The following is a 15,091-nucleotide window of genomic DNA, read 5'->3' as shown; positions in this document are numbered from 1 at the left end:
GCACTCCGACACGTGGGCTTCCACCGGTTCCGTCGTGACCGCTCGGGAGGCTCCCCGTCGTCGGCGGGAATGGCGCCCAGGTGCCCTCCCCGCCCAGCTCAGCCCATCTGGTCGACCACGGTCTCCGCGACCTCCCGCATGGAGAGCCGACGGTCCATCGAGGTCTTCTGGATCCACCGGAAGGCCTCGGGCTCGCTCAGCCCCATCTTGGTGGTCAGCAGGGACTTCGCCCGGTCCACCAGCTTGCGCGTCTCAAACTTGTCGGCGAGATCGGTGACCTCCTCCTCCAGCGCCCGGATCTCATCGAACCGAGCCGCCGCGACCTCGATGGCGGGGATGAGGTCGTTCTCCGTGAACGGCTTCACCACGTACGCCATCGCGCCGGCCTCTCGTGCCGACTCCACCAGGTCCCGCTGGGAGAAGGCCGTCAGCATGACCACCGGCGCGAGGCGCTCCTCCGCGATCGTCTTGGCAGCCGTGATGCCGTCCATCTTCGGCATTTTCACATCCATGACGACGAGGTCGGGCACATGCTCGCGGGCCAGCTCCACGGCCTGCTCACCGTTGTCGGCCTCTCCGACCACCTGATAGCCGGCACCGGTGAGGATCTCCACGATGTCCAGACGGATGAGGGTCTCGTCTTCGGCCACGAGGACTCGGCGGCCCTCGTTCTCTGCCGAGGCGTCGGCGCCTTGGGCTGCCTGCTGCTCTTCAGTCACCGTTCTCCTTGGATGAGGTCGTCGCCGCCGGCTCGACGCCGGACGACAGGTGGACGGGTCAGTTGTCCCCCTCAGGGTATCGCCCGGTATGCTGTGGGGGCACCTCGAAGGCGCCTGCGTTGTCCTTGCAGGCCCGGCGACGGTGCTGGCACCAGCCCGAATGGCGGAATTGGTAGACGCGCCGCACTCAAAATGCGGTACCTCTGGTGTGCGGGTTCGAGTCCCGCTTCGGGCACCGAAATGACGCGGATCACACGCCGATTGGTGGCGAAAGAGCCGGATTTGTTGGCGAGATGCCAACGAGACGTCATGGCAGGCACATGACGTACCTGCCGTGGCATCTGTCCGCCCCACGCCTGCTATGAGAAGGGCAGGCCCTCCGTCAAGCAGGTCACGAAGGCGGCTCGGGCGGTGACCCCGCGGGAGAGTCCGCGGCCCGGTGCCGCAGCTGTGACAGGGCGCCATGGAGCCGAGGCGGTGTGCGTCGACGCATGACGCGCGCGGCGCCGACTCAGACGGTGGGGTTCGCCCGTCCAGCCCTCTGGCGGATGAAGCCGACGACCAACGTGCCGACAAAGAGTACGATGCCGACGGCTGCCAGCCACATGAGGCCCTCAAAGACGAACCCCACGATGGCGAGCACCGCCCAGGCGATGAGCAATACCACGATGAGTGTCCACATACTTCGAATGTACGCGTGTCCATGCTCGGCGGACAGGTGCGGTGTTCGCGGATGCCGAACCGTGACCATCCCGTCGGAGCACCCTTGGCGGCCAGAAGGGTCCCCTGGCCGAACCGTCGGTGTCGGAGCCGGCAGTCGCCGGCGACGGGGCGGCGCGCCGCCCCTGCCGACCGAGTGGGCTTCGGACGCGAGAAGGCCCCCGGGTCTGGCCGGCGTGAGGGGGACGCTGCATCGACCAGACCTCGGGGGCCCGAATCACTCGCACCTTGATGAGGCAGAACCAGCCTAAGGCCCTGTCCTGACCGAAGCCCGGTGCCCCACTGACCGTCGGCTGGACGCACCTCGGCGACACAGGAAGCATCCGCGCGAGCACCGTCTGTCGCCCCAGGTGCCCCCTCGGTGGGCTCACCCGATGACGGCCAGAAGATCAGCGCACGCCTGCTCACAGCGCCGGCACGCCTCCGCGCAGAGGCGGCAGTGCTCGTGCATCTGAGCATGCGCCTCGCAGTCCGCCGCACACTGGGCGCAGGCCGCCTGGCAGGCCCGGAGCACAGCGCGGACCGTCGCGAGGCCTCCCCCGGTGCTCCTGCTCAGGATCGAGGCGGTCGCCGTACAGACGTCGGCGCAGTCCAGGTCGGTGCGGATGCACTGGGCCAGGTGAGCCACGTCCTCCTCCCCGAGGCAGGCGTCGGCGCAGGCGGTGCAGGCCTGCGCACATTCGAGGCAGGCGACGATGCAGTCGGAGAGGGGCTGCACGTGCAGCCCATCGGGGGTGTTCGGGTGGCTCTCGATGATCTCCGTGATCCGTGACATGGGTGGAACCTCCTGAGGGTCTCGGACTCCGTCGGCGTCCCCTGCGCCGACGCTAGCGAGTCTCCGCCGCACCGCTCAAGATCCCACAGCCCGCCCTCCCCCGCAGGGCGCCGTGCCTGCGGCGGCGCAGACCGTTGTCAGTGGTCCGCCGTAGTCTCAGAGTCCGCTGGCCCGAGGCGGAGGATGAGGGGAGACCCATGGGACCGACACGACCCATGCCGACCGAGGAGGTCCGTGCCCTGTTCGCCGAGGGCTGCCTCCAGCACCACCGCCCTCGCCCGGGCCAGGACATCGACGCCGCCCGCCGGGCCTACGCCGACGCCTTCGACGCGTGGCTGACCGATACCGTGGCCACCGCCCGCGCCGAAGGCCTCCGTGATGCCGAGCGTCATCTGGCCCGCGACGGGTGGATCTCCTGGGCGACGGCGCTGCCGCCGCCCGAGGACACGCTGCGCTGACGGCGCCCCATGGCGTCAGCACGAGGTGATGGCCGTCCGGCATAGAATCGGGGACGATGCCGCGCCGCGCCCTCCTCCGTCTCGCCCGGATCGTAACCGAAGTCCTGAGTCCCTCTCCCCTGATCGCCGTACTGTTGGTCCAGGTGGCGGTGGCCACTGACCCCGCCTGGTGGTGGTCCTCCACGATCGCGGTGACGTTCCTGGCCGCCCTGCCGTGGACGATCACTCTGGTGCTGGTGCGTCGGGGCGCCGCCACGGATCTGCACGTGCGACACCGGGAGCAGCGGCACCTGGTCTACGCCCTGGCGCTGGGCTCCATGCTCCTCGGCATGGCCCTGCTGGTGATCCTGCCGACCACCGCCGACGTGCGACTCGCCGCAGCGATCGGAATCCTCACCCTGCTGATCGTCATGATCGTGAACACCAGGCTGAAGATCAGCGTCCACGCCGTGCTCGGCGCCCTGACCGGCCTCGTCATTCCCGCGGGACTGTCCGGGACCGTCTGGTGGGTCCTGGGCGCAACTGGCTGGCTGCTGGTCTGCTGGTCCCGCCTGACGCTCAGGCGGCACAGCGCCCTGGAGGTCGTCACAGGCAGCCTGCTCGGAGGCGCGGCGGGAACGGCGTTCCTCGTCCTGGCTCCGCAGTACCCGGGGTGACCCGGGTGCGGTTCCATGTCCCGAACCGCCCGGGCCGTAGGAACCGGGGCGCAGGTGGGCCTGGGACCGGACGTCGTAGACACGCCGCAGACACGCCGCAGACACGACGTCGTAGACACGCCGGAGCCCCGTGACGTCCAGGCGTCACAGGGCTCCGTCGTGTCTACGGTCCACCAGCGGGATCAGCCCCGCCGTGCTCCGCTCAGAGCGCGCTGTCTGCGCTCCGGGCCGGCCACGGGCCGACCGGCTCGCGGTTCGGCGGCGCGTCGCCGCGGCGCAAGGAATCGATGTCCGCGGCCTCCGGGATGTCGCCGATGCGGTGCACCTTGACCATGTTGGTGGTCCCGGCCTGCCCGGGGGGCGAACCGGCCGCGATGATGACCAGCTCATCCGGCTGGGCGATGCCCTCTTCCAACAGGAGCTTGTCCACCTGGGCGGTCATCTTGTCCGTGTGGGACGCGAACTCCACCCACCGGGGCTGCACGCCCCAGCTGAGGCACATGATGTTGTGCGTGTGCTCCACATGCGTGAAGGCGAAGATCGGCTGCTCCCGGCGCAGACGTGAGAGCCGGCGAGCAGAGTCGCCGGACCGCGTGAACGTGGCGAGGTACTTCACTCCCAGCTGCTCGGCCATCTCGGCCGCCGCGCGGGTCACTGCCCCGCCGCGGGTCCGCGGAGTCGAGCCCAGCGGGGGGATGCGTCCCAGGCCCTTGCTCTCGGTCGCCTCGATGATCGCGGCCATGGTCTCCACCGTCTTGACCGGGTACTTGCCCACGGAAGTCTCACCGGAGAGCATGACCGCGTCGGCGCCGTCGAGCACCGCGTTGGCGCAGTCGGAGGCCTCCGCCCGGGTGGGGCGGGGGTTGTCGATCATGGACTCCAGGACCTGGGTGGCCACGATGACCGGCTTGGCCCAGCGCCGAGCCAGCTCGATGGCGCGCTTCTGCACCACCGGGACCTCCTCCAGCGGAAGCTCCACGCCGAGGTCCCCGCGGGCCACCATGATCGCGTCGAATGCGTCGACGACGTCCTGAAGGGCGTCGACCGCCTGCGGCTTCTCCACCTTGGCGATGACCGGCACGCGCCGGCCCTCCTCGTCCATGATCCGGTGCACCGACTCGATGTCGGCGGCATCCCGGACGAAGGACAGCGCGATCATGTCGAAGCCCATGCGCAGGGCCCACCGCAGATCTTCCTCGTCCTTCTCGCTCAGGGCGGGTACGGAGACGGCCACACCGGGAAGGTTGATGCCCTTGTTGTTGGACACCTTGCCCGGCACGACGACCTCGGTCACCACATCAGTGTCGGTCACCTCGACCGCCCGCAGGGAGACCTTGCCGTCGTCGATGAGCAGGGTGTCGCCGACGTTGACGTCACCAGGCAGACCCTTGAACGTGGTGGAGCAGCGCTCCTTGGTCCCCTCGACGTCGTCGACCGTGATCGTGAAGCGGTCGCCCTCGGCAAGCTCGTGCTCGCCCTCGATGAAACGCCCCAGCCGGATCTTGGGGCCCTGGAGGTCGGCGAAGATGGCCACCGCCTGGCGCAGGTCTTTGGACACCTCGCGGACGGTCCGGTACGTCTCCTCATGGACGGTGTAGTCGCCGTGGCTCATGTTCACCCGTGCGACGTCGACACCTGCCTCGATGAGCTGGCGCGTCTTCTCATAGCCGGCGGTCGCCGGGCCGAAGGTGGCGACGATCTTCGCGTGTCTCATGCCTCACCCTTGTCGTATAGGACGGTTCGATCTTCTGATCCCCTGGCACGACGTTGGGCCAGCTGGAGGGCGCACCGAATTCCGGGCGCCGACATGACAGAGCCTATCTCACTCAGGCTCGGGGCTCACCCGCTCAGCGAGATCGCCCGATCCGACGGCTTCACCGGCGCCGGGAGGCGGGAGGACCCTTCGAGGTACTCGTCCACCTCCTTGGCGGCCGCCCGGCCCTCCGCGATGGCCCAGACCACCAGAGAGGCCCCGCGGCCGGCGTCGCCGACCGCGAAGACGCCCTCGGCCGAGGTCATGTAGTCCTCCGAACGCTGGACATTGCCGCGCCGGTCGAACTCCACCGATCCCTGACCGGACAGCGTCTCCTGCTCCGCCCCGGTGAAGCCCAGGGCCAGCAGCACCAGATCCGCGGGGATCTCGCGCTCGGTACCAGGCATCGGCGTACGGGAGCCGTCGTCGTTGTACTGGGTCTCTGCGACGCGCAGCGCACGCACGTGGCCGTTCTCGTCCCCGAGGAACTCCACGGTGGAGGCCAAGTAGCGACGCTCCCCGCCCTCCTCGTCGGCCGAGGTGACCTCGAAGACCTTCGGGTCCATGGGCCACGGCTCGTGGGCGGCCCTCGACTCGGGCGGCTGCGTACCGATCGCCAGCGTGGTCACCGAGGCCGCACCGTGGCGATGCGCGGTGCCGATGCAGTCGGCGCCGGTGTCGCCGCCGCCGAGCACGATCACGTGCTTGCCCTCGGCGTGGATCTGCTCGGGGACGTCGTCTCCGGCAAGGGCCTTGTTGGACTGGACCAGATACTCCATCGCGAAGTGCACCCCGTCCAGACCACGGCCCGGGATGGGCAGATCGCGAGGCACCATGGCGCCGGTGGCCACCACCACGGCGTCATAGCTCTCGCGCAGCGAATCCCAGGTGATGTCCTCACCGATCGCGGTGGACGTGTAGAAGCGGGTCCCCTCGGCCTCCATCTGGTCGATGCGGAAGTCGATGTGGTGCTTCTCCATCTTGAAGTCCGGAATGCCATAGCGCAGCAGGCCACCGAGACGGTCGTCCCGCTCATAGACGGCGACGGTGTGACCGGCTCGGGTCAGCTGCTGGGCCGCCGCCAGACCGGCCGGTCCCGAGCCCACCACGGCCACGGTCTTGCCGGTCAGCCGCTGCGGCAGCACCGGCTCCACCCAGCCGTTGGCGATCGCCTCATCGGCGATGGAGACCTCGGACTGTTTGATGGTCACCGCGGGCTGGTTGATCCCCAGCACACAGGACGTCTCACACGGAGCCGGGCAGATGCGACCGGTGAACTCCGGGAAGTTGTTCGTCATGTGCAGCCGCGAGGAGGCCTCCTCCATCTGGTCCCGCCAGATGAGGTCGTTCCACTCCGGGATCAGGTTCCCCAACGGGCAACCGGTGTGGCAGAACGGGATGCCGCAGTCCATGCAGCGGCTCGCCTGCGTCTGCACCGCACCCTTCTGCTGACGCTCGTAGACCTCCTTGAAGTCCATGATGCGCACGGGCACGGGGCGTGAGGGCCGGTCCTGCCGCTCACGGTGCTTCAGGAATCCGCGCGGGTCAGCCACGGGTCACCTCCAGGATCTTCTGCCAGGTCTCGTCCCCGTTCGGATCCAGCCCCTCGTCCAGGGCGGTGGAACGGGCACGAAGCACGGCGTCGTAGTTGCGGGGCAGCACCTTCGTGATACGGCCGAAGGCGCCCGCCGGGTCGGCCAGGAGCCGTTCGGCGACGGTCGACCCGGTCTCCTCCAGGTGTCGGCGGAGCAGGTCGAGGATGATCTGCTGGTCCTCCTCGTCCGGCGGCAGGAGCAGCAGGTCCCCGGCGGAGCGAGCCTGGGTGTTCATCCGGTCCTCGTCGAAGTCCAGCACGAAGGCCGTGCCTCCGGACATCCCAGCGCCGAAGTTGCGTCCGGTCGGGCCCAGGATCAGCGCCTGGCCCCCGGTCATGTACTCGCAGCCATGGTCCCCGATGCCCTCGACGACGGCTGTGGCCCCCGAGTTGCGCACCAGGAAACGTTCTCCGACCTGCCCGCGGAGGAACAGCTCGCCGGAGGTCGCGCCGTAGCCGATCACGTTGCCGGCGATGACGTTGGACTCCGCCTGCAGCGGTGCCGTGGGGTCCGGATGGACGACGACGCGTCCGCCGGACAGGCCCTTGCCGACGTAGTCGTTGGCATCCCCCGAGAGCCGCAGCGTGATGCCGTGGGGCAGGAATGCTCCCAGCGACTGGCCGGCCTCCCCCACCAGGTCCACCTCGACGGTGTCCTGGTCGAGGGTCTTCAGCCCCAGCGCCTTGGTGACCTCGTGCCCCAGCATGGTGCCCACCGACCGATCGGTGTTGATGACCTTGCGCTCCAGGCGCACGTGCTGTCCGTGGCGGATCGCCGGCTGGGCCTGCTCGATCAGCGCGACGTCGAAGTGCTTCTCCAGCTCGTGGTCCTGCCCGCCGGTGCGGCGCAGCATGGCCTCGACGGTCGGGTCCTCGGGGTCGTAGCCGCCCAGCACTGCGTCGAGGTTCAGGCCCTCGGTCTTCCAGTGGCGCTTGGCGTCGTCGAGATCGAGGGCGTCGATGTGCCCGATCGCCTCGTCCAGGCTCCGGAAGCCCAGCTCGGCCAGATACTCCCGCACCTCCTGGGCCACGAATTCGAAGAAGTTCACCACGTGGTCCGCCTGACCCGTGTACCGCTCACGCAGCACCGGGTTCTGCGTGGCCACGCCGACGGGACATGTGTCCAGATGGCAGACGCGCATCATGATGCAGCCGGAGACCACCAGCGGGGCGGTCGCGAAGCCATACTCCTCGGCACCCAGCAGCGCGGCGATCACGACGTCGCGCCCGGTCTTGAGCTGTCCGTCCACCTGCACGGTGACGCGCTCGCGCAGACCGTTGAGCATCAGCGTCTGCTGAGCCTCGGCCAGGCCGAGCTCCCAGGGCGCCCCGGCGTGCTTGAGCGAGTTCAGCGGAGAGGCACCGGTGCCGCCGTCGTGACCGGAGATCAGCACGACGTCGGCCTTGGCCTTGGTCACGCCGGCTGCCACAGTGCCCACACCGTTGAGCGCCACGAGCTTCACATGGACCCGCGCACCCGTGTTCGAGCGCTTGAGGTCGTAGATCAGCTGGGCGAGGTCCTCGATCGAGTAGATGTCATGGTGCGGCGGCGGCGAGACCAGCGAGACCCCCGGGGTGGAGTGCCGGGTCTCGGCGACCCACGGGTAGACCTTCTTCCCCATGAGCTGGCCGCCCTCGCCGGGCTTCGCGCCCTGGGCCATCTTGATCTGCAGGTCATCAGCGTGGGTCAGGTACTGGCTGGTGACGCCGAACCGGCCGGAGGCGATCTGCTTGATCGCGCTGCGCCGCTCCGGATCCACCAGGCGGGCCGGGTGCTCGCCGCCCTCACCGGTGTTGGACCGTGCTTTGAGACGGTTCATGGCGATCGCCAGCGTCTCGTGAGCCTCCTGGGAGATGGAGCCGTAGCTCATCGCCCCGGTGTTGAACCGCTTGACGATCTCACTGACCGGCTCGACCTCGGAGACCGGGATCGGGGCGCGGCCGCTAGTGAAGCGGATGAGACCGCGCAGGGTCATCAGCGCCTGGGACTGGTCGTCCACCGCCTTGGTGTACTGCTTGAAGATGTCATAGCGACGCGACTTCGTGGAATGCTGCAGCTTGAAGACCGTCTCGGGGTTGAACAGGTGCGGCGGACCTTCGCGCCGCCACTGGTACTCTCCCCCGATCTCCAGCTCGTCACCGCGCCCGAGGTCGTTGCCGTCCTGCGGGTAGGCCTTGGCGTGACGGGCCAGGGCCTCCGCAGAGATGACGTCCAGGCCGACCCCGCCCATCGGCGAGTGGGTGCCGGAGAAGTACTGGTCCACGACGTTCTGCGCCAGACCGATCGCTTCGAAGGTCTGCGCCCCGCAGTAGGAGGCGACCGTGGAGATGCCCATCTTGGACATGATCTTCAGCACGCCCTTGCCGAGGGCGGTGAGCAGGTTGTGCACCGCCTGGGACTCGGTGACCCCGGTGATCTCCCCGCGCCGGACCATGTCCTCGGCGGACTCCATGGCGAGATACGGGTTGACCGCGGCCGCACCGTAGCCGATCAGGCAGGCCACATGGTGGACCTCGCGGACGTCGCCGGCCTCCACGATGAGCGAGGCACGGGTCCGGTTGGCCGACTTGAGCAGGTGATGGTGGATCGCCGAGAGCAGCAGCAGCGAGGGGATCGGGGCCCACTGGGCATTGGAGTCGCGGTCGGAGACCACGATGTAGCCCACTCCGCGGTTGACCGCCGCGGAGACCTGCTCGCACAGGTCACGGATGCGCTGCCGGAACTCCTCCTCCGAGCTGCCCACCCGGTAGAGACCGCGCACCTTCATGGCGATCTTCTGACCCTCGTCGCTGCGGATGTTCGCGATCTTGGCGAGCTGGTCGTTGTCGATGACGGGGAAGTCCAGGGCGACCTGCTTGGCCGTGACCTTCTCCGTGGTCAGCACATTGCCGTTGGGGCCGATGTGCAGCCCCAAGGAGGTCACCAGCTCCTCGCGGATCGCGTCCAGCGGCGGGTTGGTCACCTGGGCGAAGTTCTGCACGAAGTAGTCGAACAGCAGCCGAGGTCGGTCCGCGAGGACGGCGATCGGCGTGTCCGTACCCATGGCACCGATAGGCTCCGCGCCGGTTGAGGCCATGGGACCGACCAGGATGCGCAGCTCCTCATGCGTGTACCCGAAGGTCTGTTGACGCAGGCGGACCGACTCGGTGGGGTGGCGCACGTGCAGCCGCTCCGGGAGGTCCTCCAGCTCGATGAGGTTCTCCTCGACCCATTCCTGCCAGGGCTGGGAGGAGGCGAAGCCGGACTTGATCTCCTCGTCCTCGATGATGCGCCCCTCGACCGTGTCGAGGAGGAACATCATGCCGGGAGCCACACGCCCCTTGCGCACGATCGTGGAAGGATCGAGGTCGACGACGCCGACCTCCGAAGACATCACCACGAGCCCGTCGTCGGTCACCCAGTAGCGCGCCGGGCGCAGTCCGTTGCGGTCCAGGACCGCGCCGACCTGCTGACCGTCGGTGAAGGCGATGGCCGCCGGACCGTCCCAGGCCTCCATCAGCATGGAGTGGTACCGGTAGAAGGCCCGCAGGTCCGGGTCCATGGACTCATGGTTCTCCCACGCCTCAGGAACCATCATGCGCATGGCCTGGGCCAGCGGACGGCCCGAGAGCATCAGCAGCTCAGCGGCCTCGTCGAAGGACGTGGAGTCGGAGGCCCCCGGCGTGCAGATCGGGAAGAGGTACTCAGGGTCCTCGCCGAGCAGCTCTCCGGCCATCATGGACTGGCGGGCACGCATCCAATTCCGGTTGCCCTTGACGGTGTTGATCTCCCCGTTGTGGGCGATGTTGCGCAGCGGCTGCGCGAGGGGCCACGAGGGGAAGGTGTTGGTGGAGAACCGCGAGTGGACGATGCCCAAGGTGGTCTTGAAGCGCTCGTCGGAGAGGTCCGGGAAGAAGGGCTCGAGCTGCGCCGTGGTGAGCATGCCCTTGTAGGTGATCGTCTTCGACGACAGCGACGGGAAGTAGACGCCCAGCCGGTTCTGGCCGCGCTTGCGCAGCCGCCAGGCGCGCTGGTCCAGGGTGCCGGAGGCGGAGAAGCGGAACTCCTCAGAGTCCTCCTCGGCCAGCGCGACGAACAGCTGCCGGAAGTGCGGCATCGATTCCCGGGCCAGGGTCCCGATCATCGAATCGTCGATGGGGACCTCACGCCAGCCGATGACCGTCAGCCCCTGCTCCGCCGCCAGATCTTCCAACGAGGCGCACATCTGCTCCCGCTCGGACTCGGACTGGGGCAAGAAGGCCGTGCCGACTGCGTACTCGCCCGCGGAGGGGAGCTCAAAGTCGACCACCGCCCGGAAGAATTCGTCCGGCACCTGAGTGAGCAGGCCTGCACCGTCGCCGGTGCCCACGTCACTGCCGACGGCACCGCGGTGCTCGAGGTTGCGCAGAGCGACCAGGGCGTGGTCGACGATGTCGTGACCGGGCTCACCGCGCAGCGTGGCGATGGCGGCCATCCCGCAGTTCTCGTGCTCGTTCTCGGGGCTGTAGAGCCCCGCCTTCTCCGGGTACGCGGAGAACCGCACGAACGGGCTGACGACGCCGTCGTCGGCGCCCGGCGCGACGTCGGCGGGAGCCGAGCTGTGCGTAGCCGACAATCCCTGTGTGGACATGACGGTGTTCCTTCCTCCGCATACGGACGTTCCATGGGAGGGGACATCATCGACCCCTTATGAGCTGGAGTGACGCAGGTCGACCAGACGGACCGCACCGCCGCCGTCGTGCGTGGTGGACGGTCGGGGGCCCTCGATATGCGTCTCATGCGTCGCGGCGCGCAGGCCGAGCGCGGGGTGCGCGCTCCGGCATGGGCCGACGCCAGCATCGGGTGCCCGTCGCCAACGGGTGCGAGTCGACGGGCACACCAGTGTTGCCTGAGTCTCAGGCTGATCAGATCAATCTTCCGCGCGCAGGCACCCCGGAAGCAAATCGCATCTCACGATCTGGACCTTGCCGGCGGCCCTCCGAGTGGTTCAGCTCTCTCTGCGAGAGTCCTCCCGAGGATCGGGCCCGTCCTCCGCCACAGGTGTCTCAGCATCCGGAATCACGGAGGACTCGTCCTCCGCATCGGCCGGCTCGGCAGCATCCTGCTCGTCAGACTCGTCAGACTCGTCGGCTTCGGCTTCGTCCAGCTCAGACTCGTCGGCTTCGGCCTCGTCCAGCGCAGTCTCTGCTTCATCCAGCTCCGCCTCGCCCGCGTCGGTCCCCTCAGCGCGAGGACCATGCCCTGCGCGGAAGACCTCCTGCTCCTCAGCCAGCTGCTCTGCGGTGCGGGGCCGCTTGGACCACAGCACGTAGAGCATCACGACGGCGACGAGGAAGGTGAGCACGGAGGCCCACATGTTCAGACGCCAGTCCAGCCCGAAGATGTTGATGAACTGGGTGGACTTGTCGAGCTCGTCAATGCGCAGGCTCTCGATCCAGAAGCGGCCCAAGGTGTAGTAGGCCACGTAGGTCCAGGCGAGCAGCCCCTGTTTGACCTGGAAGCGCCGGTAGAGGACCAGCAGGAGGGCCACACCCAGCAGGTTCCAGACGCTCTCGTAGAGGAACGTCGGGTGGAACAGGGTGGACTCGCTCATGTGCGAGACCTGCGGCACCCGGTGCTCCAGCTCGACATTGAGCCCCCAGGGCAGGTTCGTGGGTCCGCCGTAGAGCTCCTGGTTGAACCAGTTGCCCCAGCGCCCGATGGCCTGGGCCAGCAGCACCCCCGGCACCACGGCGTCGGCGAAGGCGCCGAACTTCATGCCGTAGCGACGGCAGGCGAACCAGACGCCCACCGCGCCCAGCAGGATGGCGCCCCAGATGCCGAGTCCTCCGCGCCAGATCTGCGGGATCAGCGAGAGATCGCCGGAGCCGTCGAAGTTCGGGCCGAAGTAGGCGTCAGGAGAGGAGAAGACGTGGTAGAGCCGTCCACCGACGATGCCCAGCAGCACCGCCCACAGGGTGGCGTCCATGACGTTCTCAGAGCTGCCGCCCCTCGACTTCCACAGCTTGGAGGTCAGCAGGATCGCCACGACGATGCCTGCGACGATGCACAGCGCGTAGAAGTTCAGGGTCAGCGGACCCAGGTCGAGTCCGCTGGAGGGCGGTGCGGGGAATCCCGCCAGCAGGTCGCCGTCGGTCGCGGCCGCCGCTGCAGTGGAAGTCATTGACGCGTCGTCCTCTCGGTGGTGGGGCTGGACCGCCCCTGAGGTGGCGGGACGGCCGGGTGCAGTCTAAGCGGTCAGGCTGATCATGGCGACCAGGCTGACTCCTCGGGCGCGCCCCGCAGACAGGCGAGGCGCCCGCCTCAGGCCGGTGCTGGGCGACCGGAGAGCTCGCCGGCGAGCCGGCCGACCGCCGCTGGGCCACCGTCGCGCAGAGCGGCCACCAGCGCAGTGCCGACGATGACGCCGTCGGCGTAGCGACCGATCTCCTCCACGTGTGCCCGGGTGGAGACGCCGAGTCCGACGCAGACCCGCTCCGCCCCGGCCTCATGGGCGGCCCGGACGACTCGTTCCGCGGCGTCCGAGACCTCCGAGCGAGCTCCGGTGACACCCATCAGGGACACGCCGTAGACGAATCCGCGGGAGGCCTCCACGATCTTGGCGACACGCTCCGCAGATGAGGTGGGCGCGGAGAGGAACACCCGGTCCAGACCGTACGCGTCGGTCGCGGCGATCCAGTCCTCGGCCTCGTCCGGGATCAGATCCGGCGTGATGGCCCCTGCTCCCCCGGCCTCGGCCAGACGGCGGGCGAACTCCTCGGCTCCCATGCGGTCGATGAGGTTGTAGTAGGTCATCACCAGCACGGCGGCGTCGGTGGCTTCGGTGACTGCTCGGACGATCTCGAAGACCTCGTCGATGCGGAACCCGCGCCGGAGCACCTGGGTGGTGGCCTGCTGGATCACGGGCCCGTCCATGACCGGGTCCGAGTACGGGATGCCGATCTCGATGACCTCGGCCCCGTTACGGGCCAGCTCGATCGCCGCGGCGATCGAGGTCTCACGGTCCGGGTAGCCGGCCGGCAGGTAGCCCACGAAGGCCGAACGTCCTGCGGCACGGGCGGCCTCGATGGCCGTCGCCGTCTTCGACGGAGCAGCTGCCCCGCGGCTGGTCTGCACGCTCATGCCTGCACTCCCGTCTCCGGCGCGCGGCCGGCATGGTCGTCGGTCTCCCCGTCAGCACCCTCGGCCTCCTGGCCCGGCAGCAGGCGGAACCATTCGGCGGCGGTGGCCACGTCCTTGTCGCCGCGCCCGGAGAGGTTGACGATGATGATGCGGTGCGCCGCGGCCTCGGCGTCCTCCTCCGTCCAACGCGCCGAGAGCCGGGCCGCCCCCGCCAGGGCGTGGGCCGACTCGATGGCCGGGATGATCCCCTCGGTGCGACAGAGCGCTTCGAAGGCGGTCATGCACTCGGCGTCGGTGACCGGCTCGTAGACGGCCCGGCCCACGTCGGCCAGGTGGGCGTGCTCCGGGCCCACGGACGGGTAGTCCAGTCCTGCGGAGATGGAGTGCGAGTCCACGGTCTGCCCATCCTCGTCCTGCATGAGGTAGGAGCGTGCACCGTGGAGCACTCCGGAACGGCCCAGCGTGATGGCCGCCGCGTGCCGACCCGTGTCCACACCGTCGCCCCCGGCTTCGAAGCCGTACAGGGCGACATCGGCGTCGTCGAGGAAGCCGTGGAAGATGCCCATCGCGTTGGACCCTCCCCCGACGCAGGCGCAGACGGCGTCAGGCAGACGCCCCGTCTGCTGCAGGATCTGCTGCCGGGCCTCCTCGCCGATGACCTGATGGAACCAGCGGACCATGGCCGGGAACGGGTGCGGACCGGCCACGGTGCCCAACAGGTAGTGGGTGTTCTCCACCGTGGCGACCCAGTCGCGCAGCGCCTCGTTGATCGCGTCCTTGAGGGTCTGAGCGCCATGTTCGACGGGGACGACCTCGGCACCCAGCAGCCGCATGCGGGCCACGTTCAACGCCTGACGCCGAGTGTCCTCGGCACCCATGTAGACCACGCACTCCATGCCCATCAGCGCCGCCGCCGTCGCCGTGGCGACCCCGTGCTGGCCTGCCCCGGTCTCGGCGATCAGCCGGGTCTTGCCCATCCGGCGCGCCAGCAGCGCCTGCCCGAGGACGTTGTTGATCTTGTGGGAGCCGGTGTGATTGAGGTCCTCCCGCTTGAGGAACACACGGGCCGCACCCTGCTCGGCGGCGAACCGCGGGACCTCGGCCAGCAGCGAGGGACGACCGGTGTAGTCCCGGCAGAGCCGCTCGAACTCCGCGATGAACTCCTCATCCTCGCGTGCCTCGAGGAAGGTCCTCTCCACCTCGTCGAGCGCAGCGACCAGGGACTCGGGCATCCATCGGCCGCCGTAGGGGCCGAAGTAGGGGCCGGCGGCGTCGCGGTAGCTCGCGGAGTCGGACTCTGCAGTCATGGGTTCT

General features: G+C 68.8%; 11 protein-coding genes and 1 tRNA gene. 3 read left to right on the top strand and 9 right to left on the bottom strand.

Translation table 11 applies throughout. The features are described 5' to 3' along the window. Positions 1 to 98 precede the first annotated feature (98 nt). The gene (locus tag Q7C18_RS02360; RefSeq protein ID WP_070159513.1) at positions 99 to 719 is read right to left on the bottom strand and encodes an ANTAR domain-containing response regulator; all 621 of its coding nucleotides are present in this window, start codon (positions 717 to 719) and stop codon (positions 99 to 101) included. A 154-nt stretch (positions 720 to 873) separates the two neighbouring features. Between Q7C18_RS02360 and Q7C18_RS02355 the strand changes: the two genes are divergently transcribed. Continuing rightward, positions 874 to 954: transfer RNA gene (locus tag Q7C18_RS02355), tRNA-Leu, on the top strand. A gap of 276 nt (positions 955 to 1,230) precedes the next feature. On the opposite strand, the gene Q7C18_RS02350 is transcribed toward Q7C18_RS02355, so the two are convergent. Continuing rightward, entirely contained in the window at positions 1,231 to 1,401 is a 171-nt protein-coding gene (locus Q7C18_RS02350; RefSeq protein WP_311023975.1) for a hypothetical protein, read from the bottom strand. Positions 1,402 to 1,806: 405 nt separating this feature from the next. Beyond that, a complete protein-coding gene (locus Q7C18_RS02345; protein WP_311023974.1) occupies positions 1,807 to 2,214 on the bottom strand; it encodes a four-helix bundle copper-binding protein in 408 nt (135 codons plus the stop codon). 197 nt (positions 2,215 to 2,411) lie between these two features. On the opposite strand from Q7C18_RS02345, the gene Q7C18_RS02340 reads away from it, so the two are divergent. Then, positions 2,412 to 2,672, top strand: coding sequence for a hypothetical protein (locus Q7C18_RS02340; RefSeq protein ID WP_139827706.1), 261 nt, complete (start codon positions 2,412 to 2,414; stop codon positions 2,670 to 2,672). A gap of 56 nt (positions 2,673 to 2,728) precedes the next feature. Beyond that, positions 2,729 to 3,328: a hypothetical protein gene (locus Q7C18_RS02335; protein ID WP_311023973.1), complete on the top strand. Its 600-nt coding sequence runs from the start codon at positions 2,729 to 2,731 to the stop codon at positions 3,326 to 3,328. A 202-nt stretch (positions 3,329 to 3,530) separates the two neighbouring features. On the opposite strand, the gene pyk is transcribed toward Q7C18_RS02335, so the two are convergent. The 6 genes from pyk to trpB all read right to left on the bottom strand — a co-directional run bounded on the left by pyk (position 3,531) and on the right by trpB (position 15,084). Beyond that, on the bottom strand, positions 3,531 to 5,042 hold the full coding sequence (gene pyk, locus Q7C18_RS02330; RefSeq protein ID WP_070159504.1) for a pyruvate kinase: 1,512 nt from the start codon (positions 5,040 to 5,042) through the stop codon (positions 3,531 to 3,533). Between the two features lie 125 nt (positions 5,043 to 5,167). Further along, complete coding sequence (locus Q7C18_RS02325; RefSeq protein ID WP_311023972.1) at positions 5,168 to 6,634, bottom strand: glutamate synthase subunit beta; 1,467 nt, start codon at positions 6,632 to 6,634, stop codon at positions 5,168 to 5,170. After that, the gene (gltB, locus tag Q7C18_RS02320) at positions 6,627 to 11,285 is read right to left on the bottom strand and encodes a glutamate synthase large subunit (RefSeq protein WP_311023970.1); all 4,659 of its coding nucleotides are present in this window, start codon (positions 11,283 to 11,285) and stop codon (positions 6,627 to 6,629) included. The genes Q7C18_RS02325 and gltB overlap by 8 nt, the downstream gene beginning before the upstream one ends. A 357-nt stretch (positions 11,286 to 11,642) precedes the next feature. Then, positions 11,643 to 12,818 carry a prolipoprotein diacylglyceryl transferase gene (gene lgt / locus Q7C18_RS02315; protein WP_311023968.1) on the bottom strand — a complete coding sequence of 392 codons (1,176 nt, stop codon included), beginning with the start codon at positions 12,816 to 12,818 and terminating at the stop codon, positions 11,643 to 11,645. A 140-nt stretch (positions 12,819 to 12,958) separates the two neighbouring features. Beyond that, the gene (trpA, locus tag Q7C18_RS02310) at positions 12,959 to 13,777 is read right to left on the bottom strand and encodes a tryptophan synthase subunit alpha (protein WP_311023966.1); all 819 of its coding nucleotides are present in this window, start codon (positions 13,775 to 13,777) and stop codon (positions 12,959 to 12,961) included. After that, positions 13,774 to 15,084, bottom strand: coding sequence for a tryptophan synthase subunit beta (gene trpB, locus Q7C18_RS02305; RefSeq protein WP_311023965.1), 1,311 nt, complete (start codon positions 15,082 to 15,084; stop codon positions 13,774 to 13,776). Before trpB ends, trpA begins: the two co-directional genes overlap by 4 nt. Between the last annotated feature and the right edge of the window lie 7 nt (positions 15,085 to 15,091).

This window comes from Nesterenkonia sp. CL21 (genome assembly GCF_031705515.1).
Taxonomy (GTDB): Bacteria; Actinomycetota; Actinomycetes; order Actinomycetales; family Micrococcaceae; genus Nesterenkonia; species Nesterenkonia aethiopica.
The sequence above is the reverse complement of the archived record's forward strand: the minus strand, read 5'-3'. Positions and strand labels throughout refer to the sequence as shown.

What these genes read in the sequence shown, in the direction of transcription:
- gltB (WP_311023970.1), bottom strand. Translation starts at nt 11,285, where the DNA reads ATGTCCACACAGGGATTGTCGGCTACGCACAGCTCGGCTCCCGCCGAC.
- trpA (WP_311023966.1), bottom strand. Translation starts at nt 13,777, where the DNA reads ATGAGCGTGCAGACCAGCCGCGGGGCAGCTGCTCCGTCGAAGACGGCG.
- lgt (WP_311023968.1), bottom strand. Translation starts at nt 12,818, where the DNA reads ATGACTTCCACTGCAGCGGCGGCCGCGACCGACGGCGACCTGCTGGCG.
- Q7C18_RS02350 (WP_311023975.1), bottom strand. Translation starts at nt 1,401, where the DNA reads ATGTGGACACTCATCGTGGTATTGCTCATCGCCTGGGCGGTGCTCGCC.
- Q7C18_RS02335 (WP_311023973.1), top strand. Translation starts at nt 2,729, where the DNA reads ATGCCGCGCCGCGCCCTCCTCCGTCTCGCCCGGATCGTAACCGAAGTC.
- Q7C18_RS02345 (WP_311023974.1), bottom strand. Translation starts at nt 2,214, where the DNA reads ATGTCACGGATCACGGAGATCATCGAGAGCCACCCGAACACCCCCGAT.
- trpB (WP_311023965.1), bottom strand. Translation starts at nt 15,084, where the DNA reads ATGACTGCAGAGTCCGACTCCGCGAGCTACCGCGACGCCGCCGGCCCC.
- pyk (WP_070159504.1), bottom strand. Translation starts at nt 5,042, where the DNA reads ATGAGACACGCGAAGATCGTCGCCACCTTCGGCCCGGCGACCGCCGGC.
- Q7C18_RS02340 (WP_139827706.1), top strand. Translation starts at nt 2,412, where the DNA reads ATGGGACCGACACGACCCATGCCGACCGAGGAGGTCCGTGCCCTGTTC.